14 protein-coding genes and 2 pseudogenes are annotated in these 25614 nt (G+C 58.3%); 5 read left to right on the plus strand and 11 right to left on the minus strand.

The genetic code is table 11. From position 1 onward, the window contains the following. The coding region (gene tnpA, locus XF30_RS11490; RefSeq protein WP_146207792.1) for an IS66-like element accessory protein TnpA at window positions 1-269 on the minus strand (269 nt) is incomplete at its 3' end. A 353-nt stretch (window positions 270-622) separates the two neighbouring features. Then, window positions 623-2452, minus strand: a complete 1830-nt coding sequence (locus XF30_RS11495) for an NEL-type E3 ubiquitin ligase domain-containing protein (protein WP_109142755.1) — start codon at window positions 2450-2452, stop codon at window positions 623-625. 2077 nt (window positions 2453-4529) lie between these two features. Here XF30_RS11495 and XF30_RS11505 point away from each other — a divergent pair. Continuing rightward, complete coding sequence (locus tag XF30_RS11505; RefSeq protein ID WP_244608923.1) at window positions 4530-6785, plus strand: hypothetical protein; 2256 nt, start codon at window positions 4530-4532, stop codon at window positions 6783-6785. 486 nt (window positions 6786-7271) lie between these two features. Here the strand turns inward: XF30_RS11505 and XF30_RS11510 are convergent, their stop codons facing one another. The 3 genes from XF30_RS11510 to XF30_RS11520 all read right to left on the minus strand — a co-directional run bounded on the left by XF30_RS11510 (window position 7272) and on the right by XF30_RS11520 (window position 11613). Further along, window positions 7272-8870, minus strand: a complete 1599-nt coding sequence (locus tag XF30_RS11510) for a carbohydrate porin (RefSeq protein WP_244608924.1) — start codon at window positions 8868-8870, stop codon at window positions 7272-7274. Between the two features lie 1032 nt (window positions 8871-9902). Beyond that, complete coding sequence (hemN, locus tag XF30_RS11515) at window positions 9903-11240, minus strand: oxygen-independent coproporphyrinogen III oxidase (protein WP_109142758.1); 1338 nt, start codon at window positions 11238-11240, stop codon at window positions 9903-9905. Window positions 11241-11319: 79 nt separating this feature from the next. Continuing rightward, the gene (locus tag XF30_RS11520; protein ID WP_349644140.1) at window positions 11320-11613 is read right to left on the minus strand and encodes a LexA family transcriptional regulator; all 294 of its coding nucleotides are present in this window, start codon (window positions 11611-11613) and stop codon (window positions 11320-11322) included. A 38-nt stretch (window positions 11614-11651) separates the two neighbouring features. Here XF30_RS11520 and XF30_RS11525 point away from each other — a divergent pair. The 4 genes and pseudogenes from XF30_RS11525 to XF30_RS39795 all read left to right on the plus strand — a co-directional run bounded on the left by XF30_RS11525 (window position 11652) and on the right by XF30_RS39795 (window position 16203). Beyond that, window positions 11652-12707 (plus strand): annotated as a pseudogene (locus XF30_RS11525) (IS630 family transposase). Between the two features lie 73 nt (window positions 12708-12780). Continuing rightward, a pseudogene (locus XF30_RS11530) lies at window positions 12781-13861 on the plus strand (IS3 family transposase); the annotation flags it as partial. A 1617-nt stretch (window positions 13862-15478) separates the two neighbouring features. Next, window positions 15479-15829 carry an autoinducer binding domain-containing protein gene (locus XF30_RS39230; protein ID WP_283811210.1) on the plus strand — a complete coding sequence of 117 codons (351 nt, stop codon included), beginning with the start codon at window positions 15479-15481 and terminating at the stop codon, window positions 15827-15829. Next, the gene (locus XF30_RS39795) at window positions 15730-16203 is read left to right on the plus strand and encodes a helix-turn-helix transcriptional regulator (protein WP_283811132.1); all 474 of its coding nucleotides are present in this window, start codon (window positions 15730-15732) and stop codon (window positions 16201-16203) included. The genes XF30_RS39230 and XF30_RS39795 overlap by 100 nt, the downstream gene beginning before the upstream one ends. 260 nt (window positions 16204-16463) lie before the next feature. Here the strand turns inward: XF30_RS39795 and XF30_RS11540 are convergent, their stop codons facing one another. The 6 genes from XF30_RS11540 to nodD1 form a co-directional block, all read right to left on the minus strand. After that, entirely contained in the window at window positions 16464-16745 is a 282-nt protein-coding gene (locus tag XF30_RS11540) for a hypothetical protein (protein WP_109142759.1), read from the minus strand. A gap of 680 nt (window positions 16746-17425) precedes the next feature. Continuing rightward, a complete protein-coding gene (locus XF30_RS11545; protein WP_109142760.1) occupies window positions 17426-17788 on the minus strand; it encodes a NolY in 363 nt (120 codons plus the stop codon). 1465 nt (window positions 17789-19253) lie between these two features. Continuing rightward, window positions 19254-20264, minus strand: a complete 1011-nt coding sequence (locus tag XF30_RS11550) for a branched-chain amino acid ABC transporter substrate-binding protein (protein WP_244608925.1) — start codon at window positions 20262-20264, stop codon at window positions 19254-19256. A 399-nt stretch (window positions 20265-20663) separates the two neighbouring features. Then, window positions 20664-21377: a MerR family transcriptional regulator gene (locus XF30_RS11555; protein ID WP_192893400.1), complete on the minus strand. Its 714-nt coding sequence runs from the start codon at window positions 21375-21377 to the stop codon at window positions 20664-20666. 900 nt (window positions 21378-22277) lie between these two features. Further along, window positions 22278-23267: a transcriptional regulator NodD2 gene (gene nodD2, locus XF30_RS11565; RefSeq protein ID WP_109142761.1), complete on the minus strand. Its 990-nt coding sequence runs from the start codon at window positions 23265-23267 to the stop codon at window positions 22278-22280. Between the two features lie 642 nt (window positions 23268-23909). After that, window positions 23910-24854, minus strand: a complete 945-nt coding sequence (gene nodD1 / locus XF30_RS11570) for a transcriptional regulator NodD1 (protein WP_109142762.1) — start codon at window positions 24852-24854, stop codon at window positions 23910-23912. Between the last annotated feature and the right edge of the window lie 760 nt (window positions 24855-25614).

Genomic DNA, 25614 nt, shown 5'->3' on the forward strand with positions numbered 1-25614 from the left:
ATCGTCAACGGCACTTCGGTCAGGTGCCGCGGCGGCACAGACGGTCCGATCTCGACTGGCACGAACGGCGCCATACTCGTCTCACCGCGCTTGCAAAACTCTTTGCGCCACCCGAACAGCTGGCTCACATGAAGGCCGGCCATGCGAGCCACCTCGGAAACAGTGGCTCCGGGCGCGAGCGATGCTGCAACCAGCCGTTCCTTCTCATCTCGCGACCACCGCCGCCGCCGCTCGACCGATGTGATCACCTCTGCCCGCGAAATCGTCATAGCGCTTCTCCTAGGATTACCCCTAGGACCTGCAGCGCTCGCTTCCGTCAAACAAGGCGGCCGTCAACGGGCGTCAACGGAGGCGTACTGATGGAGAGTGGTGTCCAGCAACCAAACTGCCGGGGGCGTGAGAGGGGCAGCGCTTCGGCTGTCACTCCACGCTTAGAGGAGCTCGTTAAGACGCTCCATCGCTCGCGGCGGGACGCACTACTCCAAGCGTCGACCTGACCTACATCAAGCGGCAGCATGATAGACAGCAGCAACGCCGGTTTCTCGATCGGCGCTCCGCTGCACTCGCTGTGCATTACGCATTCCTCTCGGCCACAACCAGCATCCTACGGCAAAGGGGGGCTTCAGAGCGCGAGGCCGCGCTCATTGAGCACCTTATCTCTTAGGGCACCCTTGATCTCACGGGCGATCTCTTTGCGAATTGCGGCACCTAACACTCGCTTGGCATCTTCGACGAGGCCAGCTTCAGCCCCGGTCAGGCCTTGATCGGCGAGCTGTTGCTCCATTCGGCTCTCGAACTCCTTTCCCATTGCACCAATGAGCTGGTCCTGCGTCTTGGCGTGCTCTTCAGGTGCGATGCGGCGAATCACATCGTCCCAAGGCTGCCAATCCATCGCCAAATAGTCGGCAAATTCGGCCGCCTCCCTCTCACGCACGGATGCCTCTGCGCTGTCAACATCAGAGTCGGTAACCCCGGAGACCTCAAAGAAGCGCATGTCCGGCGCGACGTGTTGGAGTCCCAGCCGCTCGCGCAGTCTGTTCTGATAGGCAAGAAAGACTTCAACGGCGTCGATGTCTTCTACGTTGTCAACCGAGGCGAGCGAGTGAGCCTTGTCGCGCGCGATCGCCTCGAGCGCGTCCATGCGGAACATGACGCGCCCTAATTCGACGAGATCGGCAAGCCGTGCCTTGTTGTCATAGACGCCGTTCTCGACTTCCGCGATGAGGCGCACGGTCTGCATGCCGTTCCAAGTTAATGTTCTGCGATCCTCGCAGCTCTGGTTGGCGTCGCATGCCAGTTGAAAGTACTGGGCACGAAATTGCGGGTTGTTTGCCGCCTGACGTAGATCATTGGCCACCGATTTCCGGAATCCTTCATTGTCCGAGTTGACGGACTCGAACAGTTTGCCGAGGAAAAGCCGGTATTCCGGAGCGCCCGGCTCTTCTGCAAAGTTCTGCCACGCGGCAAGCACCTCCCGATCACCCTCCTTTGGATTGCCCTTCAACCATTCTGCGACTGTTTCAGCAAGAGCGTCCGCCTGCTCATCGTCTGTCCCGGACGATTCACTTTCGTCGTCGTGCGACAGGTGAACAGTCGGGCCGACATAACCCTCCGCGCTCAGGATTGTACTCAGGTTCGCCAGGACCTGCTCAGACAGCGGATTGTCCGTCAGAACTAGGGTGCCACCATCGCCCGAGGCCGCCAGCAGGTCCTGGGGCAGACTCGTCAAATGGTTTTGGCTTACGTCGAGAAACCGGAGCGAAGCTGGGAGAGCCGGCGGCAGATCCGTCAGTTGATTTTGGCTTACGTCGAGATACTCAAGCGTAGCAGGGAGCTCCACCACTAGACTCGTTAGCTGATTGTGGCTGATATGGAGAAATTGGAGCGAAGCAGGGAGAGCTTCGGGTAGGTTCAGCAACCGATTGTGGTTGGCGCAAAGAAAGCGGAGCCCGGCAGGTAGAACGGCAGGTAGGCTCTCCAGCCGGTTCGAGTTCACGTCGAGGCCTCTGAGCCCGGACGGGAGCGCGGGCAGGCTGCTCAGCTGATTGCCACTAACATCAAGACGCTGGAGCGAAGCCGGAAGTTCGTCAGGCAGATTGGTAAGCCGGTTGAAGGGCACCTCGAGCACGACGATTTCGCTTGGAAGCCTGGGCAGGCTGGTAAGGGACAGCGATTGGAGATCGAGCATGGCGTCTTCACCCAGAGCATTGACCCGCCTTGCCGCTTCTTCCCGGTCCTCGAGGGGGCCCACGTGCTGTTCAGAAGCCCAATTCTCTAGCGTCTCGTCTTCTTCGGCCGCCGCATGGGTTGGATGCCGGGCGTTTGCTGCGAAACCGGTCACGAATGCATCCCACTGGGCCGTCCCCCGCGCGTCTTCCGCCCCCTCTTGTTGGGAAGATGCAGAAGGAATGCCTTCGTCGGGCCGAATCTGTCCCGCCTCAAAAGGATCCATTTCACCTCCCGTACCACACCGGGCGAACTCAGCCCGCGACAACACCGTCTAGGACCTAGGACAACTTCTCTTTCGACAAGCTGACGGTTCTATTCGCAGTTACCGCAGCGATGGCATCGAACAGGCATGATTTCGGTGCAACGATTTGGAACAGTGAATCCATTGCGGCCCGTTGTCTCTGCCTACGCGTGTCCGCACCGACGCAGCCGCGGCTTAAACATGAAGCCCTGGGCGCGGCAACGGTGCGTTACCTCGGTGCCAGGCAAAAATCTCTTTTCGGCCGAGTGCCCGAAAAACAAAGAGCGGCAGGCGCTCGAACACTCGCCTCCGCGGCCGTCCCTTCACATGCCCAAGGCGATCGGTGCAACGCTGGTCTTTGCTAGCGGCGGCAAACCGAGTGACTTGGGCGTTTTGCAGCGCGACTCGTCAGCTGATCGACAGGTGGCCGTGCTAGCGGCAGCACGTTAGCGGTCCTCTGGATCTGTCGGTGAACGGAATGGCAGCAAACGTTGCAGCAGCATCGATCCATTCGCCGCCTCCAACTCATCTGAAGCTGAACCGCCTTCGGCCAGGACGGGCCGCCGCGGGCCCACGTGCGTCCGCTCGAATGATTGCGCCAGCCGCGCAAACTCCTGCTCCGCGGCCATGCGCAGCGGTACACGTATTTCTTAGTTTCTGAAGAGGGAGATAAGATGATGGACACAGGACAGGCACAGCGAAGCGCAGGTTTTGTCCCGGATATTTTTGAAGAAGGGGAGCAGGAAAGTTACCTCCGCGGCTTCAACCTGCGTTGACAAATTTGGTCGAAAGCTTGACAGGGTATCGGACCCCCAGCTCCGCGCGCGCGCGGATCTTGGACGAGTGGGTTGGCGAACAGGGGCAGGGCTCAGCGGAGAACCGCGGACAGGGGCGCTCACGAATGAGGGCTGCGGACCACATGCGCTCGCACTTGGTCGATTTGTCATCCCTGTCCTTAACCGCTTTGCCCAACGCCCTGCCGCCGGGACTGCTGAACCTCCGCGCCATGCACAACGAGTTAGGTAATCTGCCCGCTAGCCTCCCGTCCGGTCTCCGCGAACTATTTATTTGCCACAATCGGTTGACCAGTTTGCCGGACGCTCTTCCGGCGAGCCTCTATCGCTTAGAGGTCAGCGATAACAGGTTGACGAGTCTCCCAGCTAGCCTCCCGGCAGAGCTGGGGATTCTGAACGCAAATAACAACCGACTGAGTAGTCTGCCCGACGCTCTCCCGAGCAGCCTCACCTCACTCGCGGTTAGTGGCAATCAGCTGACCGAACTCCCCGGGTCCCTCCCGGGCGGTCTCGTTGAACTCGATGTCAGCAGAAATCAATTGGCCAATCTCCCTGAAACCCTTCCGAGCTGGCTGGAATCGATCGATGTCAGCGGTAACCGGCTGACCAGCCTGCCTGAGGACCTGCTACCGGGAAGTTTGAGCCGTCCGCTGCAGAACGTGGGCAGCCCTATGTGATCCACGTTTTCCCGGAAACGGTGGATGCTCAGTAAGCCTTGGAAAGGGACGTTTCTGCATTCGGGCGAAGTACCGGACCTGGTAAACCGCAGTAGGCCAATTCGGTCCCTCCCTCATAAGCGCAGTCGAAAGCAACAAATGGAAGCCCAGGTCACCAGAACGCGCCCGGTCTGCGTCAAGGAGAGGTCGCTGTCCGTCATTGAAGAGCACCCGCAGGATAAGCTCAGCGCCAAAGTTGCGGAGAAGATGCTCGTCACGCATGACCTTAGACATTGTTAGCGGCCGAGGAATTCCGGCCTGATGCTTTGAATTCCTCGCACAATCGATAGGACGATCCATGGGTATCGTCGGTTTACAAATTCGTTGACTGGAACAGGCTGGGCGAAGAGGTGCGAAAAATTGGAGCGACAGCGTCCTGTCGCCGGACGGCGGCCGATGCGAGTCCGTCAATCACGCAGCAATGCCCTGATCTCGTCAGCTTTTCGAAAGGTTGCGGCTACAACAATGGACAATGTGTTTCTTGCTAGACGATCTGCTAGCAGGCCGTACCGATTGCTGTAGGGCCTATGCAAACGTGAGGAGAGCAGGGTGGATCCGGTTGACCCATTCTTCGATTCAGGAGCCTGGATGCGGGAGTACGCCGCCCTGCAAGAGCGGACCGCGCAGAGAGGAGACAACCCAAGGGAGCACGCTGGTTTTGAACGGCAGCTGGAGGATTTGAGTCTTGATCCTTCTGATGAAAGCAACTCAAGTTCGCCCAATCGGGCTCCTGCGGAAGGGGGGCGAGCAGTCGGGCGGGAGGATTTCGGCGGTTCGATGCGGGTGCCGACGGACTTCGCTTTTAGGGAGAGTGCGCTGGGCGGCTCGCGCCGGAGCGTAGACATTCCCGGCTTCCAGCTGCCCGCTTCGGCTCAAGTGCCGCATTCCAGCTTGCGAGATGATCTGTTCAGCAGCGCGCGCTACAGCTTTCCGGACGCAGAGTCTAACGCGTCAGCCAAGAGCGGAAAAAGCGCCGGATTATGGTCACGCTTCAGGTCGGGAATCGGCAAGGTTTTTGGCGGGAGCAGCAGCGAAAAGTCCTCGCGCGACGCGGGACAGGACGATGCCTTTTCCACGAACCTTCGCATTGACTATGCTCGGCAGCCGGGCCGGACGCGCGGGGGGCCTGTCCCTGAGGCGGACGAGGCGCTGATAAAAGATTTTAGAAACAACGCGGCAGGTAACCTCACCGACGGCACGATCAAGAATGCCGCAGCCGATCTGCGCCATTTGAGCGTGTGCCTGAGCGAGAACGGCAGGCCCTCAATCGCGGATCGAATTGGCCGGGAACGGGAAAACTCGCAGCTGGCAAATCCGCGCGTGGAAAACCACCAGCTCGAAGCTGAACTCGATGAGGATGTCGACACCTACGCAAAGGACCGCGGCACGCGCATCAAAGCCGCCTTGAAGAAGCTCCGTGAGGTCGGTGCCGGGAACGCCCTGGCGGCTGATCTCCGCCGACTGGCCCCTCACGGCGCGGACGCCACCCTCATCGACATGTGGGCGGCCGCGGAAAAGGCGACGCGCAGGGTCGAGCCGGAGACGATCGATAGGCAAGCTCGCCGCATGTATAGGCTGAGTGAGTGGCTGAAGACGCATGATCGGCCGCCAATCGCTGGCCGACTTTCCACTCCAACGCTTGACCGGGATGTAGAGAAGTACAGGCGCGAAACCAAGGACAGGAAGATCAAACCTGATCTGGTCAGACTTGGCCGATACGAACAAATCATGGAGGCGAACAGGGCGCTTGGATTGCGGCCTCCTGAGGATCCGGGCCAGCCTTCTTGGGAAGCTGCTCGACAGCCGCACTCACTGCAGGAGTCTCCTGCGACGCCAGCCACCCCGAGCGAGCGAGCCTGGGATTGGCTTGGCGAGCAGATCCACGGGCCCACCACATCGAAGCGAGCGCCTAGCGATTGGCAGGCCGGTTCGTCGCAACAGCTTCCCGCAGCCCCGGCAACGCCGAGCGCGGCAGCCCGGGATTGGCTTGCCGAGCAAATTCACGAACCCGCCTCACCAGTGCCAGCGCCGCACTGGGCCGCGCAAGCTCATCCGCCGCTCGAGCTTCCTGCTACTCCGGCCACCCCGAGCCAGGGAGCCTGGGCCTGGCTTGGGCAACAAATGCAAGAACCCGCATCGCCGTCATCGGTGAGGCCCCGATCGTCCAACATCTACGGCGGTCTCGACTCTTTCGTTGATCTGGAGCCACCCACACCGCACGACCTGCGTGACGATGCGCGCTCTGCGCCAGCACCTGAATTTGCAGCCCCCTCGTGGTTCGCAGGACTGCCGGGTGCGCCTCCGGAGCTGCGGGATATCGGAGCGATCGTTGGGGCCGACTGGCGCCACGGCTCCAGGGCGGCTTCCGACGTATTGTTCGATGTATTGAGCAACATCAATCTGCTGCCAAACCAGTTCGGGCCTAGTCAGTTTGCGATCAATGGGGAGCGCTATTCCGCGACATTCGGGCCGGAAGGCCGCATGGATGTTCGCCTGATCCATCACCCGCGCGCTGGCGGAATAAACGACGCTGGCCCATCCCAGCCCCTCTATCGTCCCCCGCAGATCGTCAGGGCCGCGCGACCCGACGAAGGTAGAGTCGATCTCGGGTATTTGATTCGGGGCGGATGGGAGCACCGCGAGCGATTCCTGCCAGATTACCTTGTACGCGTCCTTGTAGGCCAGCGCATCATGCCCGAGGTTGGGCGCCCGACCTATTTTGAGATCCGCGGAGTGCCTTATAGGGGCGAGTTGGTGGAAGGCGAGGGACGCCGGCGCGTTCGAGTTTATCCCGAACCTGGCTGAGGAGTCAAACTTGGCTGCATTTCTAAGTGCTGGGCGGGCAGTTCGCGCGCGGCATTCGCTCACGTCGCGCTTGATGGGCCATGCAATCAATGTATTTAGATTGCAGAGGTGAGGCGTGACTTCGGCGGTGGTGCTGGCGGCCGGGTTATCGTGCGACAACTCCACTGCTCGTACTCAGACCTGAGGTTGGATTCGAAGACGACTGTCTCTCGGCACCCCCATGCAGGACCGCACGCCGCACGAAGCTAATCGGCAAGAGAGGGCATCAGGCTGGACAACATAGTACGCGCGTACCGTCGGCTCTCCACTCCTGCGACGGAATATGGCAAGGTTATGAGCTTCAGCCACCGCCGGGTTACCGGCTTCCCGTCAAGCCGAGCAACAATGTTTGCCTAGCGCAGATGCGGCGGATCCTTTCAAGAAGAATAGCCAAGCTCAAGTCCCTTGGGTCACGAGGAGGTCGTAGCAGAATGGCGGTTGCGATGATCAGAAGAATATCAACGTAGATAGCAACAGATTGAGCGCGTCTTTGGTTTGGGGAGTATGCGTGATGCTTGTGGGGTTATGAATGTATGACAGTCCCACCCCTGCATATATTCCCGGAGCGAGATGGGCGGTATATGTTCCGGTGATTGCTGTTGTCTCGCGATGCGCAAGCTGCCCGTGGGCGAGGGCAGCATCCACCGCAAATTTGCTCCAGTTCGTGTTGCTAGCGACGAGTGCAATCAGATCACTGGGCCGACTGTCAAATGCTCCCCTCGCGTAAAGACGAAGCTCGCAATACCGGCTGATCCTGTTCAGGTCCGGCGGAGCTTCCATAATGGAGAAGCCGCCATAGATGCCGCGCGATGGGGTCCCATCGGGGTCGTTCTGCCAGAACTGCCTGTCCGCAGCGATGTAGTGGAAGTTATTCCCGCTTTCCCTCGGTTGCTTGGGATCCGTCAAACTCGCGTACCGGCTGGTATTGAAACCAACGCCCGCCCGCAGCCAGGTATCGGGTACGCCGGGAGCTGCCTTGCTCTTGTAGCCGGCTTCATCAATGAGAAGAATGCCTGCATGGGGCGTGCTCCAGTGCAAGCCCGTGGGATTCTCAGTTATCTGGACATAGGGACCATCTGGACTAATTGAGCGCTGGACGGAGACCTTGTTGTACAAGCCACGGTCAAAATTGTACTTCAGGTTGACCGCAGGCGTCGGTGCAGCATTGGTGCTCATGCCCCCCTGGAACAAGGCAGCCATGTTCGATCCTGTAATCCCTCCGAACAATGTACCGGTGAATTCGTTTTGGTTTCTGAGATAGCCAAGTTTGAGTTCTAGCGTCCGGTCGAAGAAAGTTTGATAGTAGGCGAGCGTATTGAGCCCCACTCGATCTGGTCCCTGGCGATCCCACGTCCAGTGTTGCTGCTCGGCCCCCAGTACAATTTGTCCGTCGGAAACGCCAAACCGGCTGAGATCGTAGGTGACGATCATGAAGTTTGCCGATGCGAAGGTCGGATTCTGGCCCATATAGAGCTGATTTTCGATAGTGCTTCTGGCGGCATTCGGCAGCACGTTGTTTGCAAAGCTGTTGTGTGTCCAGCCCATGTAGCCGATACCGGCATCTGCAAGCGCAGATCTAACGCCGCCCTTGTCCTGATCGATCGTGTCCGCGGCGCCAGGTATGTTAAACCACACCCCTTTTTCACGCAGATTATCGTACCGTGCGAAGGGATCGACTGTCTTTTGCATTTTTGTCTGAGTAGCCCTGTCCACACTCGCGCGCTTTTCGAAAGGCACGCCGGGACTTGCTACTGGCGCCGGGGAGTTGATTGCCAGGTTGATCCGGAGCTTTTCGGCCGGATCAGAAGCCTTTCGTCTTGTGCTGGCCTTATGCGCAGGGTGGCTACTAGGCTCAAACCGGCTGGCGGTTTGAGCCAGTACGGAATTGTCGACCAGATAAGCTGCGAGCGAAACTGCGATGACAAGCCAACCTTGCTTTCCCCTGCGCCTTAGATTGAAGGATAGTGCGTTGGCCGCCGGGTATCCTAAACTCGTATCAAGAAGGCAATCACGCACGCGCACCTTGTTTCCATCTCTGTCGGCCATGCATAGATTGCGCTGCGGCCTGATCGGCCAAGAGTAATCTCTCAGCATTTTCGCGTCCGGATAGAGAGACGAGCTAGATCTCGAGCTTTCTGACGAGAACCGCCGACGCTTTGTAAAGCTGTTAGCTCGCGACGCGATCATCTGCTTCGCAACCATGCCTATGAACGACGCCGGTGCACCGAGAGCTAGCCTCGAGCGTTGGTTCGTCAAGACGTTAAGGACGAGCGCGCAGCGCCGTGCTGTCATGGATACAAATGCGCTGCGAATGTACACCTTGCTCACCGTGAGTCAGCCGATTTCGCGGTGAGGCCAGGCTTCTCGCAACGCTTCGTCGGTATAGGTGTCACGGAAACACGCGACAATCGCCGAGCTTGCCCAAGGCGCCTTTGAATTTGCGCGTCCGGCAAACACACCACTAGGTCTAACCTGATGGCCCGGGAGGCCGGCCGAACCAGCCATACAGCAGCTCTGCCGGCAACCGGCGAGCAGGTTGATGGCTCTGTTACCGCCGTTGTCACGGCGAAATCTGTATTGCATCCGGTCCTTGAGGTGCGCGGCGTTCGTTGGTCCGCTTGCCATGTATCCGTGATCTCAAGCAACCTGCCGGAATTGGGAGTTGAACAGTTGCAATGATAACTGGTCCAATCGGCCATGGCGGCTCGGCCGCTCAACCGTTGCGCCTAGGTGGCGTGTCCCGGATGAAGTTTGTGACGTCGTCAAGGCCTGAGGCGAGGCTGCTCCATCCAACGCAATCAGGAAGGCATCGAGTGGGATTTCGCTGACGCGCCACTGCGATCGAGACCACTCCGGCGCAGCTAGCGGCCGAACCCTCCCGCGCAATAGAGCGCGCCGGAGCGGCGGAATCCGCTGCGCCTGTCTTTAATCAGCCTCGCTTCTGATTAGCCCCCGATTTGAGGCTATATCTAACACCGCCGCTCCATCCTCGAGATCTGGCCTGTCCGTCGGCGGGCGCCTTTTGGATCTTCCCTCGCGAAGAGCTGAGATGTTTTGGAATCTGCTCACATGCGTGGCCTAGCTAATAGGGGTACGGTCGAGATAAGTGTCGAATGCGGCAGCAACTGCACGAACGACAAATCGGTGCTCCTGCTTGACCCGGACTAAACCCTCTTCAATGTCCACTATCCCGTCTTCGGCAAGCATTCCGAGCCGGCCTGCAGACTTGAGAAGAGGAATCGGATCAAATCCGTGAGCAGCACACATCGCTGGTATGTCGGCCTGCAAATCGCACATTAGACGCTCGATGATTTCGGCGCGGAGGCGATCTTCAGCCGACAGACAATGGCCTTTCGAGATTGCCAGGCGGCCGGCTCGAACGTGTTCGTGGTAGCGAGTGGTTGCGATCTCGTTCTGCACATAACCATCTCGCAAACGGCCGATGGCGGACGGACCTAAGCCGATTACGGTTTTGCAGGTATCAGCCGAATAACCGAGGGAGTTGCGGCGCAGTCGACCAGCTTTCTGCGCCAGCGCGAGTTCGTCGTTGGGCAGGGCGAAATGGTCGAGCCCGACCTGCTGGTAGCCGGCCGAGATCAGGGTATTTGCAATGGCTGCGGCTTGCTCAGCGCGGGCAATATTGTCCGGCAGCGCAGTCTCATCGAGATGGCGCTGGCGTTTCATATAGGAGGGGACGTGAGCATAGCCGAAAACCGCAAGCCGATCTGGCCGCATGGCCAGAGCTGTCCGCGCGGAGTCCACGCAGGACCGTACCGTTTGATGCGGTAGTCCGAAGAGGAGGTCGAAATTGATGCGGCTGATCCCATGCTGGCGTAGACTTTCGACGATAGAAGCCGTTAGCATCTCGCTCTGCATGCGGTTGACCGACCTTTGAACCACCGGGTCGAAGCTTTGCACGCCGATGCTCGCGCGGCTGACCCCGGCCGCTTGCAAAGTTTCTACCATCTCAGCCGTGACCCCACGCGGATCGATTTCTACGGCGATGGTAGCCGATTTGCTGAACGCAAAGCAGTGGCGCAGGAGTTCCATCAAGGGAAGAAAATCGCTCGGTGCAATGGTGGTCGGCGTCCCGCCGCCGAAATGCACGTCGCTCACCGGCAGGGCGCGCGGCACTTGCTCTGCGACCAAGCCTATTTCGTCTCGCACTGCTGCCAAGTAATTGCGGACCGGTTGCTCGCTGCGAGTGAGGCTTGTAGGGAAGCCGCAATACCAACAGATGGAACGACAGAACGGAACGTGGATGTAGAGCGATACGGGCTCGTCGGGCGGCAGCCGTCTCAGCCATGTCTCGCAAGTCTTGGCACCGACCGTCGCGGAGAAATCCTGTACGGTTGGATAGATGGTGTACCAAGGCAGGCGAGCATCGCAATACTTGTTCAGAAGGGAGGTTTGCAAATCCTAGCTTTCCAATGGTCAGGCCAGCATAAAGCTCACGGATACCCTCTCTAATGTCTTTGCGATATGTCAAACCCGCCTAGTGGTTCATCACAGTGATTTTGACGTTTTGATACCGAGCCATTCGAGGATGGGCAGGTTTTCGGGTGGCAAGAGCATCTCGATGCTTCGGGGAACGCCTGGCTGACGGCGAATGAAACCGTTTCGTTCGTAGGGTAACAATCATCTGGTGGACCGACGGCGGGCTGACGCGGAAATGGCGCTGCATGTCGGTTTCGGCGGGTGGGCGACCGAACATGTGCGCATAGGTGTAGATAAAGGCCAGGTAGTGCCCCTGCTTCTCCGTGAAGTGCGTGCCTGATTTTTGACTCATCGCTGGATTCGTCCCGGCCTCCGACAAGGAGGCGAAGCATGAATGTACGTTATAGGGTCGAATTAAGCCAAGCCGAGCGAGAGGAACTGACGGCGATGTTCGGCGGCGGCAAGCATGCCGCCCGCAAGCTGAAGCGGGCGCAGATTTTGCTGGCGGCCGATGCCGGTAGTTGCGACGCGAAGATTGTCCGAGCCGTCCGGGTCAGCCTTTCCAGCGTCGGCCGGACCAAGCGCCGCTTCGTGGAAGGCAATCTGGAGCGGGCCTTGAGCGAGGAACCGCGTCCGGGCGCAGAGCGCAAGCTGACCGGCAAGGAGGAGGCTCTGCTGGTGGCGACCGCATGCACCAAGCCGCCCGCCGGCCGCAAACGCTAGACGCTGACATTACTGGCCGACACGATGGTCAAGCTCATCGATCACGACAGCCTGTCGGGCGAGACCGTGCGTCGCCGGATGGCCGAGAATGATCTCAAGCCGTGGCGCAGGGACATGTGGTGCATCCCCCATGTCGACGGCGAATACGTCGCCCGCATGGAGGACGTGCTCAACCTCTACGCCGAGGCGCCGGATCCCGTCCGGCCGCTGGTCTGCTTCGACGAGACCCCCGTCCAGCTCATCGGCGAGGTGCGTCAGCCGATTCCGGCCGAGCCGGGACAGCGCGAGCGCTACGATTACGAGTACCGCCGCAACGGCACCGTCAATCTCTTCGTTACCTTCGACCCGCATCGCGGCTGGCGCAACGTCAAGACTACAGACCGCCGCGCCGCCGTGGACTACGCCCATTGCATGCGCGAACTCGTCGACGTCCATTACCCCGATGCCACGTGCATCCGTGTCGTGCAGGACAATCTGTCGATCCATACCGCCGGTGCGCTGTATCAAACATTTGCGCCCGCCGAGGCCCGGCGCATCCTGCGCCGCCTCGAATTCCACTACACCCCGAAACACGCCAGTTGGCTCAACATGGTCGAGTGCGAGATCAGCGTGCTTCAGCGTCAGTGTCTCGGCCGTCGCATCGACGACCCCAAAGCGCTCCGAAACGAGATCGCGGCATGGCAACGGCAGCGAAATAAGGCGCGAGACCGCATCAAATGGTGAAGTGGACCCCGGATTGTGGACCGGCGGCTTAGGTGGTGCGGATGCCGTTCCGTTTTGATAAACGGAGCGGACCATGAAGAAGACGAGACGGAAGATCGATGCGGCACTGAAGGCAAAGATCGCCTTGGAGGCGCTGCGAGAACAATCAACGGTGACGGATCTGGCGCAGCGCTATCAGGTGCATGTGAACCAGATTTATGCGTGGAAGAAGCAGCTTCAGGATCAAGCGGTTCGGGCGTTCGACGCGGGCGCTGGTCGGGATGGCGAGGCGGCCCACGAACTGGAGCTCGAGAAGCTCCACGCCAAGATCGGCCGATTGACGGTCGAACGAGATTTCTTAGCCAGGAGGTCCGGAAGATGAGCGCGCCGGATCGCCGAGGATTGCTTCAGCGCGATCATGAGAGTCTGTCGATCCGCCGGCAATGCCAACTGCTGAGCGTTGCGCGATCGAGCGTCTATCGGCCGCCGCGGCCGGCCAATGACAACGAGCTTGAGCTGATGCGACGGATCGACCAGCTGTTCACGGCCTGGCCGTTCCTGGGCTCGCGGCGGATGACGGCGATGCTCAATGGCGAAGGCTGTCGCATCAATCGCAAGCGCGTGCAGCGGTTGATGCGCAAGATGGGCATCGCGGCGCTGGGACCAAAGCCCAGAACCACCACGTCGGCGCCGGGACACAAGATCTTCCCGTATCTCCTGCGCCAGATGGTGATCGACCGGCCGAATCAAGTGTGGGCGGCCGATATCACCTATGTGCCGATCGGCCAGGGCTTTCTGTACCTGGTGGCGATCATCGATTGGGCGAGCCGGGCGGTGCTGACCTGGCGCCTGTCGAACACGATGGACACATCGTTCTGCGTGTCCGCGCTCGAAGAGGCCTTGGCGCGCTTCCGCCGGCCTGAGATCAGGGCAGCCAGTTCACCAGCGCCGCCTTCACCGGCACGCTAGCCGCCGCCGGCGTCAGGATCTCGATGGACGGTCGGGGCCGCTGGATGGACAACGTGTTCATCGAGCGGCTGTGGCGCTCTCTCAAATACGAGGACATCTATCTCAAGGGTTATTCGGATGGCCACGAGGCCAAAGCCGGAATCGCCCGATGGATCGAGTTTTACAATTTCCAACGCCCTCATCAGGCGCTGGAAAACCGCGCGCCGATGGCGGTCTGGCGGGCCGGTGCCACCGGCGCATTCGGCGAAGAGGCTGTGGATATGACGCTTCTCGCAAGCGAGAAGCTTGGACAACGCTGCGCGTTGCCCACATCCCCACAGCCACAACAGCAGCAAGCAAGAGTAGCGTAAAGTATTGGGAAGAATGAACGGCAACAGCTCCACTTAGCAAACCGGCCCCAGTGGTCCTCAGCATAGGGTCCACTTCACACGGTTGAGCGGCCGACGTGCCGGCGAGCCTGCAAACATCAATTGCTCATCCGCTGGCAGGTCGTTTCGGCACTCCCTGATCCCAAGACGGACTTGTAGATCTCTTCAGGAGCAGCTGAGCTTCCTCCGGCGGATTTTCAAGCCGTGCTTTCGAAGCGCAGGCTGATTTGGTTGCTTCCAGAGTTCGATGGATGCCTCTCGTCCAAGGCCGACGTGCCACGGAAGATAAGTTGCTTGCTGCATGTGAGCGAGAGGAGGGCAATGCTACAACGTGACGCGACGTGCGATTCAAGTCCGTTGGCGCAGCCGACGGAAACTCGTTTTGATCTCTAGTATCGAACGCATAAGCCTCAATTCCGCCACGCTGCTTGTCTCATTGCCACAAGCATCATCACGGATGTACTGATGATGTTGGGGCGAACCCGGCGCACTTTCAGCCCCGGCGAAGTGCGTCGGGGCGCCTTGGTTCGGCGTGCTTCTCGTTCCTGTCTAATGCAGCTCACCAACTCACACCGACTGTGGAGGTTTTGCCGATGGCAAAGGGAATCCTGGCCAGATGCATCAGACTGACACTTATTATGTGCGACAATCTCTATTCTGCTTCATCAGCTGAGTTGTCTACGTTATTTGAGATCGCCTTCGGCTATCGATTGGTGCCAGATCGCGCATATCTAATCCGTTAGCTTTCATTGTCGTCGCATCGATGCGATGCACCTGCAGCTCTCAATTTCACATGGGCCGCCCAGTCGGGGCGTCGTTCTCAATGCTGTGAGCTGCAGCCGTCTATGCAGGACCCTGCTGGGAGATCTTGCGCCTTTTCACCGCATGAAAATGCGTTCTCATTCTGGTATTCCGCTCCATTCACAATGGACCGAGGAAGTTTGTGGTTCGATAGGCCAATCGAGCCTGGAGATCCTCTTGCGCGAATGAGAGCTGAGCTTAGCCCGGCATCGAGGAGATTGCCGCTTAGCTTGATCAGTTGAAAGTTGGCACCCCATCCGACCTCTGTTGCACAACGCCGAAGGCATCGAACTCACTCGGGGACCGGTAAAAGGATAGTTATTGTGGCGCGGCTCGCAAATGGTGCTGTCGCCTTCCCTACTAATGTCTTGAATGCTTCAAGGCGCTGGACTCGCAACGTCCGCCTTTGAAGCGCTTTCGTCACGTTTGATTTTGGCGAAATCAACAGTTGGTACGACACTTGCTACTCTGAACTGGTCCTACTGTGACGCGCATGCAAAGTGTCCAGACGACATCTAATAGCGGGCGAGCGCTCAGACTCCGCGAATAACAAAGCGTCGAGTTCAGCTCATGGACTGGAATGTGGCTCCGCCGGAAATAAGCGCAACCGAACACGATGACCGGGAGCTCGATCGTGGTACTGAGGCGCCCATTATGGACCTCTTCAGTTTTACTGAATGTGCGAACCAGAATCATTCACTCAGGGCGCTGTTCGAGCATCTTGTAGGCTGTGCCACCAAGGAAGGCTTCAGTGAAGTCGCCTACGGAGCTCTCAACTTCGTTGATCCGCTTCGGCTGGCGGAGTATTCACCTCCGACTGTCGCTGTAAAGTGGCCGCCAGCCTGGTGCGACCGATACTTCAAGCGCAAGTACCATACTATCGATCCGGTGTCAGGCGGACGCCGATGCTTTCGCGGACGTACTTGTGGGATCAACTCGCCGACTACTACCAACTTCAATCGGACGAGAGACGCGTACTGGACGAGGCGAGAGAGGCGGGCCTGAAGCATGGCATGAGCGTGCCGTTGTTTGGCCCGTTGGGTCGGGTGTCCGTGGTGTCGTTTGCATCCGCGTTCGACGATGCTGACCCTCAGCACCGCATCGGTCATCTCAACGCGCTGGCCTGTCTCTTTCACGCCGCCTATAACGAGATCGCTCGTCCTTGCAACGATGGATGCGAGAGAAAAGTGGCATTGTCGAATCGAGAGATTAGCTGCGTGCGGTGGGTGGCAGAGGGTAAATCGTCGTGGGAAATCGGAAGGATCCTGGGAATCAGCGAGAATACAGTCAACTTTCATGTCAAGACTTCGATGCGGAAGCTGGGTGCAACTAGCCGAATTCAAGCGGTCGCTATCGCTATTCGCCTCAATGTTCTTTGAATGTTGAGGAACGTGGCTCCCACTGCAGATCCGTTGACCCATTTTCTGGCATGTTGAATATGGCACCTTAGGAGAGCTCGCAGATGCGACGGGGGTAGGCGGTTTCCCGGCGAGCGATACTAGCGCGCTTGCCTCTTTCCTCGCCCATTGGCTCTGGTTCCAGCTTCCTGGTCTTGGGGCGCCAGAACAGCTGGAGGCAAAAAGTCTGCGCGACCACACTCTGGCCCGATTAAACTATCGATTAGGCCCGTTAAATGCGTTTACCAGGCCAGACGCTCCCAGCGCCGCGCGTGCAAGCGCTGCTCGGCCGCCGGCGCGAGTTCAGCGCGCAAGTTGCGTATCGCCTCGTTTGCCAGGTTCAGGGTATTCCGTTCGCCGTTTCTTATCGAGCACTCAAGGTAAGTGCGCAATCGGCTATGAAGGACGGCCTTGAGATTATGTGCAAGCAACGGATCCTTCTCGACAAAGCCCCAAGCCTTGTCAAATGCGACGGTCACGACAGCATCTGGCACCGGCACTTGGTCGGAAGAAAACTGATCCATGTCAAACACTCCTCGACATCCTGATACAAGGGAGCACCTTCCCAAAAGCTAACGGAGATTTCGTGACGTATCTTCGCAAGCAAGACAATGAGTGCGCAGACTCTCGATCGAGCTGCGCTCGGTGCTTTTGGAGAGTTTATAGATCTTTGTTGAAGGTCAGATGACCGAATGTCGTATTCACAAGTGCAGTCGAATAATTCTGAAACGAGTTAAACGAGCAGGGATTCTAGCGCGCTTCTTTACCGTAGTGGCTGTTGATTGGCGTCGACAATAAATTGTGGATCTTCTTCTTGCAATCGGAAGATCCGCGCCAGGCCGGTCACGACTAACCGGACGTGATGAAAATGGATTGCTCCGCTGCGTTATTCAATCTGGAGTCAGGAAGCGGCCAAGGCTGCAATAGTAGCCGACCTCGGAACGCTTGGTTGAGGGTCTCAGTACGGACAGCTGGTGCGCCGTAACTGTGTCGTCCGCGGCGCAAGATAAAGCGAGCCTGCTCTCGAACATCGTCGCGAGCATTTGCGACATAGAAAGCTAGCGGAAGTGCCCCGCTTATGGACGGGCAGCCCATAAGCCGAATACCCTCGATCCCTGGTGCGGACGACCTTGGCACGGTTGTCAGTCCAACGATCAACGTGCGGTCAGCGCCGTCAACGTCCAGAAAAAAGTCAAATGAAACGTCAGTCTGCCGCCGCACGTGAAAAAATCAGCTTGGCGATCGTCATTCGATTAACGGAAGTTCGTAGCGCTGTTGGTAATGCCGCCACAGTCTGATCGAAGAGGCGTCCTAAAAACTGAAGGTCCTCGGGGTGGTAAACGCCACGGTCTCGTGACAGTCGCATTCGTCCGTCGCCGGTGCTCGGATCGCCACGCTGACCGAGCTCCAGCTCCGCCGTAATCATTTGGCTTATGAGTGCATTGAGCAGTCGGATCGCTTCGAGCTCGTTGCCTTGTTCACGCATGAGCGCCGCCACGATGTCGAGTTGCAGGTCGATGCGATCCGCGAGATCCTGGATGCGAGAATTGGAAGGGTCAAGTTCCACGGTATTTCTCCAAAGTGGTGAAATGCAAGACAGGCGGAATAAAGGTGTTGTTTCCCGTTCGCCAGACGGCGGATGCGTCGCCGGAAGGCGGCACACATGTGCCGCGAAAGGATTGCAAAGGGGAAATGAGCGAATATGGAAAAGCCGACAAGCGTTCTGGATGGGCCGGAAGTCTATTGGAGCGAGCCGTCCAGCGCGTCGGACAATTGCAGTGGCTCGAGTCGGACCGACACAGGTGGTTGTACTTCCTTGCTTGGAGCTGCCGCGACACGTGCTGGATTGTTGACGCTATCGGTCTGGTCAGAGCGAAAAATCCGGCCCGCTCCCGTGCAAAGGACAGGTCACCTGCCCGAGTTCTATGCTGCGGACCCATTTACCTTCGCCGAACAGTGTGCGTGAGCTGTCTTCTTGGAGCCGCAAAGTGTCATTGCAGGGGCGAGAGACGACAACCTGATAGATTGCGCGCCCACCTGCGATTATTCATCGCACTGCATTGCTCCGCGTATTTCGCTGTCGGACATTGCGTGATGCAGTCACGACAGATGTGAGATGGGCTGCGACCAAGCTGCAAGGAGTCATTGTCACGAGACATTCGTGGACTGTTCTTTCCGTAATCCGGCGTCGACTTATGGGGTGTTTGGATTGAATTAGTAAAATCGAAAGTGTTGATGGGAAGCATCCAGTTCGTTGATAGCGCCCGCGAGCAGTCTCGCCGCCTTCTCGGAGCCGGTCGACCGGTTTTTCCCACGGTCTAGGCTCAGAGCATACGGGATGTCGGGCAGGGCTGCTGCTCCGTTGATCCGTGACGATGATTGACAAAGCAAAAAGTCGCATGACTGCACGTTTGCGAATATGTGCCCAAGAAGTTCTGCATTGGTCCCAAGCCGAACAGAGAGGCAGGCAATGTCGGCACCGACTATCCGCCAGCCGTGGTTACCCGCAGTACCCGGCAATGGCCTATGTGGTGGGTCCTGATTGATCCATGCCGTCACGCTCTCTCCTCCCTGGGTGGAATTCGAGCTTGCGCGATATGATCAGTACAGGAGAATGCGTTCAATGGCGGTCCGGCTATCAATTTGATCGAAGTAGCGAACGCGCCTCCAGCTGAGCCATTGCGTGACTATAAACTCGTTAGCTTTGCGTTCCTCGTCCTGGAACCTTCAATCACTTGGCGGCAGAAGGGTTTTGCCATGCCGTCAAACTCGCCAGAACTGCAATCGATCGCTTCAGAGGTCGTGTGCTGCCGAACGGATCAGGACAACTGGGCTGCTATTTGTCAATCATCGGACGTAGCACCTCCGTCAGCTCGACGTTGGCTAGCTCTGCGAGCGCCGCAGCGAACGCGAAAAACGCTCCGAAAGCAGCGAGTATAAAAGAGCTGGCGAGTATCGCTGCGACAACGTTCTGGGGAGGTCTCATCAATTCGTGATACTTTGCGTTTGCGCGCGCCGGCGGTGCGTAAGAATCAGTACTTCTTGAGACGTTCAACACGGCCGTCGCGCCAGCGGTAAACCAAAAATCCAGAGGCCGAGTTGTCTCCCTTTTTGTCGAACCGGACCGGGCCAATCACGGTTTCGATCGGCCGTGAACGGAGTGCGATGGCGACGCGCTTAGCGTGGAAGGAGCCGCTCCGGTTGACCGCCTCTGCCCAGACTTGCACAGCTGCATAGGCATATAGCGTGTAGCCTTCAGCGGACAGGCTGGAAGCTTTGAGTCCAGCGACCGCGCCGGCCTCGTTGGCATTCCCGGCGGGATTGGGCATGAAGGTAAACAATGTTTCATTCCCGGCGCTGCCGGTTATGGCCCAGAATTCGGAGGTCATCAGCGGATCGTTCGCCATGACTACAAAGTCTGCTTTTGCTTCTGCTGCTTGGCGTACAAACAATCCGATTTCGGTATGATAGCCGCCAATATAGGCGACGCGCACTCGATCCCTTTTCATTCTTAAGACCAACGCTCTGAAGTCCCGTTCACCTGCAACGTAGCTTTGCCGACTGACTTTTCGTCCGAATCGATGAAGCTGGGCTTCAACCACGTCGGCAATGCCCTTACCAGCAGTGCTCTTGTCATCGAGCACCGCGATGTTCTCGTTGGGATGGTTCGCGTGAATGTACTCGGCGGCAACGGCTCCCTGTTGGTCGTCGCGGCCGCAGATCCGAAAAACAGTCTCAAGGCCGCGCTCTGTTAGCTGAGGAGTCGAGGAGCCTGGTGACACCTGAACGATGCCTGCTTCGGCGTAGATGTCGGAGGCCGGGATCGACGAAGAGGAACAAAAGTGACCAACCACCAACAGGACTCGCTCTGTCGCGAGCTTATTCGCAACCGCGACAGCTTGCCTTGGGTCGCAGGCGTCGTCGGCGACACTTAATACAACCTTCGTGTTATCGGGAAGTAGGCTCGAAGCGTTCAAGACCTTGACCGCCGCAGCTGCACCATCGCGCATTTGCGCGCCGAACGCGGCGCTGCTCCCGGTCATCGGGCCAGCCACGGCGATCCTTACTTCAGAGCCGCGCGCGGCCGGGGCGGCAAGAGCGCAGAACAGAACCGCTGCACTTGCGACAGAAGCGCGCCTCCTATTTGCCATTGTGAAGCTTCCGATAAGTGAACCGTAAGCACATATGATCAGACATTCCTGCAGGTTGAGATCGCTCTGCGCCAAACGTGCGTTGTCGAGCCTCCAATTGTGCTCGAGCCTACAATTTGACGTTACGTGCGGATCAAGCCCTTTTGGGGAGTCAGAGGCGTGGATCGGGGCGGGCCATGACCATCTGTCCGCTTGAGCTCATAAAGCTCTGGCCGCATCTGAGAGCGGCCGATCAATCTAGCGTTTATCGGCTCACCCTCAGCCTACGTGGTGGTACCGGCCAAGAACGCGTCAGTACGGCTGATCCTCCAACCCGCCAAGAGCCAGATCGAGATATTGCATCAGGCACGGATCCCAGCCAGCCAGAGCGCGGGGGGCGCTTAATCGTGCAAGTACCTTCAGGATCATCGAAACGCGTGAATCGGCCCCGGCGATTTCGCTAATCAGCAAGCGCGCTGCAACGGCGACAGCCTTTGCGCGTTCACCGCAAGGGTGCTCGCCGCGGTCCATGCAATCGCGAAGATCGTCGCGGATCCTGCGCCACCGGTCCTCACGCTCCGTAGCTAAATTGCAGATGCATCGGGACGTTTGACCACGCGTCTCGACGCGCGACATGGCATTCAGAGTGGCAGGCAGCTCATCCACACTTACTTGCACCTCGACGTCGATTGTCATGGTTCGCAAACGGTCGCGCAACAGAGTTGCTCGAGCGACTTGAAGTTCTATGCGCTCCAAATGTTTGCGCAGCAGGTCCGTGAGAGAGGTCGTGCCCTCCATGGCTTTCCGGATCTCGACAAGTGAGAAGCCAAGCTCACGCAGCGCGCGAATCTGCTGAACCCGCTGCACGCTTTCGCGGTCATACATCCGGTGGCCGCCGTCAGTACGCTCTGTGGCTGCTAGGAGTCCTGTGTGCTCATAATGGTGCAGCGTGCGAACCGTTACACCGGTCGCCTCTGCAAGTTCGCCAATGCGCCATCGACGCCTTCTTGGTGTAGGTCTGTTCATGTTGTTCAATTTTGAAGCCTACAACCTGACGTCACGTATGATTCAAGCTGCTTTCTAAGCTTCAGCCTGAATCGCCTTCCATTCTCCAGCGCGAAAGTGGTGACTATCCTTAGAATGGCGGCGGATCAACCCTGAGGGGAAAGGGTGATCAACAAGTTCGCTAGGCATGCCAGCTGAGTCTCGCCGGCCACTGTACGCTCCAGGATGAGCTTGGCGATTGCCGTGCGATTTTCTGGACTCCGCATCGATGGGGGTAGCGCGTCGACGGCGCCGTCATAAACTCGTCCGAGGGCAGAAAGCTCTTCTGGATCGAACACGCCGCTGGATAGCTTCAACCTTCAGCTCCTTGTTTGAATTGGGTCCAGGGCAGCGCACGTCGTCAAGACGTTTGGCCGCGGTAGGGCCAAAAGAAGTCATACCTGCGGCGCAGAGCGATGGAGATGCGGAGTACTGTAGAGTGATGCCATAGGGCCACACGCGAGCGCGGAGGTTTGGCTTCGTCTGTGTGATCGACGACCTCTATGCTCACGATGCATTTGTTGCGACTCCAAGGAGGTCGATCGCCTCCATTTATCGGGAGCAACTACTAACTCGGAGAGTTGACGACAGAAGCCCCGTGCCGGTCCTGCCTTCTCGAGAGAGCGCTCGGCGCCCAGTTGCAACGTAGCGCCTGGCCTAAGCGTGAACGTTCAGCTCCGTTCCTGTCTCTGAAGCAAGGCCAACACTCTGCGGTTCAGACATCGCGCCTAACGCCAATGCGCGAAAGATATAAAAGAAGCTCTCATAAATCGCGCGCCCGAAGCGTCCTTATGCCGCGACAAAGAGAGCGAGCCAGGCAGGTAGGATGGTGGGTGTGAGACAAGTGTTGGAACGTGAGGTTCGTAGACCTCACGAACGTCCTTACGGTGACGGCGAAACGGATTGTTCGAAGTTTCCGGCACTGCCCGATCCTCCCGGAGTGCTGGTGACCGGGTGCTCTTGTGCAGTTGCCATGCGCGTGGCCTCCTGGAGCAATATCTCCCGTATCCAGAGGCTTTCCGGGTCATTGTTGTGAAGTGCGGGCCATTGGACCGCTTCAGTGAAGACGGGGAATCGATCGGGAAGCTCAACAATCTGCAGAGGCATCGTCTTTTGGAAATGCCTCACGAGCCCTAATGGCATCGTGGCTATGCGGTTCGTCCCAACAAGGAGCGGCGGAATCATGCTGAAGCTCTCGACGAGAATGTCGATGCGCCGAGCGGGGCCGAGATCGATCAAAAATGATTGCTCAAATGGCGTCTGGGGGCCTCCGTGCTTAACTGCAACGTGACCCATCGACATATATCGATCGAATGTAAGCCGGCGTTGCAATTCCCTGTTCATGCAGCAGCCTACGCAGACGAGCCTCTCCTCGAATAGGGCAGCTCTGGGGTGCGCGCTGGACATAAGAAAATCCGGCAGAATAACAAAATCGACTTCGCCGCGGCGGAGAAGCTCCTCGTGCTCATCGGTCGGCGCCACCAGTTCGAAGCTGACGGCGGGGGCTTCTAGCGTGACGCGCTCCACGACATTCTTTAAGAATAAGACTGTTATGAAATCGGAAAGGGCGATCCTGAATCGCCGGCTCGATCGAGCTGGATCGAACACGTCACGCGCCATAATTGAGAGTTCAATGTGCTCCAGGGCCTGGCGTACAGGAGCTGCGAGCGCTTCCGTGCGCGCGGTCAAAACAAGTTCGCGCCCCCTCATTCCAAACAGTTCATCACCGAAGTATGAGCGCAACCGGGCAACGGCTGCGCTCATGGCCGGCTGACTGAGATTGATCTTGCGTGCCGCTGAGGTAAGACTGCGCTCACTTATCAGAGCATCCAGCGCGACGAGAAGATTTAGATCCAGACCTTTGAAGCGCATCTCTTCCTATCCGGCACAAACGTTCTTCCTGGGCAAAGCGTGCGCTTGCGGCCGCCTGGAGCAATCGTCTTGGCTCGCCCAAATGGAGGTCGGCTCAACCCTGCCATCGCGAAAGCGAAGCTCGCGAAATGACCACAAGAATAGACAGCCGGAGGTAAGCCAACCGCCAGTGGCAGGAAAGCGTCAGGAGCCTCCAAGCTGATTGGCTCGCCGGTTCCGGTCGACCACGGAGCTGGGCCCGTTCAGCTCTCCGACGGCGGGTCATTCCAGGGGCCGTGAGGCCGGGAGGTCCCGAAAGCGCTCCGTCGACGGCTGCGTCGTGCAGCGCTAGTCGCGACGGTCAACCTACAACCTGACGCAATGTGCGATTCAAGCCATTTTATCGGCCAAGCTAAAGATTTGTAATCGAGGCGTGTTCTAGCCGCGGTAGTGCCAAGGGTAGCCCTGGATGCAGTGCAAGCCCATCAAACCACACCTGGGAAGTCACCACGCTTACAACTCAAAAAAGTCTTCGCAACGGATCGCTGTATTGCGAGGTCGTGCCGGTGTCCCCCAGGAGACGCGGAAGCGAGGAAAAGGACCAAGCACGTCGAAGGCCCTGGAGCGTGCTTGGGATATTCGAAGCGGCAGCTTGCGGTGAGCCTAACAGCGCCTGCGAGTTGGAGGCTTTTGCTCACCAGATCCCATGTTGGATGCCTCCTCGAGCAATATCCTCCGCATCCAGATGCTTGCGGGGTCAGTATTGTGGAACGATGGCCACTGCACGGCCTCTGTGAATATGGGTAGCGGGAGAGGGGGTTCGATGATCCGCAGTGGCATCCGCTTTTCGAAGTGTCTGGCCAGCCGTAAGGGCATCGTGCCGATACGGCTCGTGTCTAACAATATGGGCGGAATCAGGCTAAAGCCCTGCACGACGACCTCAATTCGTCTCCTCAGACCGTGCTCAAGCAAAAACCATTCTTCGAGGTTCGGTCTCAGTGCCCGTCCGAACTTGGCAGTAACGTGCCCCATCGAGATGTATTTCTCGAACGTAAGCTGTCGGGACAGCTGCTTGTTCGTGCGGCATCCCACGCACACGAGGGTCTCGTCGAACAGCGTCGCTTTAGGGTGCGCACTCGACATGAACAGTTCCGGCAGAATGAGAAAGTCGACCTCGCCTCGACGAAGCAGCTCATCGGGTTCATCGGAAAATGGCAGCAATTCGAACCGCACGGCGGGAGCTTCTTGTGCCATGCGGTCCACAATTCTGCGGAAGTAAACGATCGTCATGAAATCTGAAAGAATGACCCTGAAGCGTCGACTCGACTGAGTCGGGTCGAACGCGTCGCGCGATATGATTGAGAGTTGGATGTGCAGCAGGGCCTCGCGAACTGGACCTGCAAGCGCCTCCGCGCCAGGTGTCGGGACGAGCTCGCGGCCTCTCATAGTAAATAGTTCATCGCGGAAATAGGCGCGCAGCCGTGCGATCGCAGCGCTCATAGCGGGCTGGCTCAGGTTAATTTTGCGAGCCGCCGCTGTGAGGTTGCGTTCCGTCATCACGGCATCGAGCGCAACGAGAAGATTTAGATCAAGTCCCTTGAACCGCATGTTGTGAGTCTATCCATGGTGTGGATGTGTTCTATCGAAACAATCGATTTTACCAAATTGCGGGATGTTGGATAGCAAACTGAAGTTTGAAGAACGAACCAGGCACTCCACAATGGTTTATGGTCGCTCAGGTGAGCTCAAAGAAAAGCTCCTGGACGTGCGAGCGCACCGCCGCGTCCGTTTCATGGGCGTCTACAGGCGCGGCGTGCGAGCCGTGTTGCGTCTTCGTGCGATGTGCGCTCGTTTCAGCGCCGAGCGGGGCCCGATAAACCTTCGTATGGGGCTGTCATCCGTTTCCATATTCGAGGTTTACCCGCGTACACTTGAGAGCGCTTTCAGCATCAATCTAGTGTCAGGGAATAGCGGCAGGCGCAGATTGCGGATGCCAAGCATTTCAGGCGCCATTCCAAACGGCTCGCCTGTCCAGCGTATTTGGGGTCTGTTTAAGATGTATAGGAGCCAGTGTGATCTGATGCCGCTCGGATGCGTCATCGATGAAGAATCGCGCGTCGGTGGCTTGCCCGCAACCGTCAATTCGCCGGACGGCGATGCAACGGAGGGCGCAAGCGCACCCTGGTGCAGACCGGTTCTGGCTAGTCCAATTGCCTCAACGGGGTCTTCCGCACGGGCATGGCACATCAGCAGGATGACGAGCGCGAACCGAGCGATAGCGCGAGCAGAGGCGAGGGGCGCGGATGCAGGCCAGCGGTGCCGAGCTCCGACAAAGAACAGTGGCGCATTGCAGTATTGATCGGCAGCC

This window comes from Bradyrhizobium sp. SUTN9-2, assembly GCF_003122645.1.
Lineage (GTDB): Bacteria > Pseudomonadota > Alphaproteobacteria > Rhizobiales > Xanthobacteraceae > Bradyrhizobium > Bradyrhizobium yuanmingense.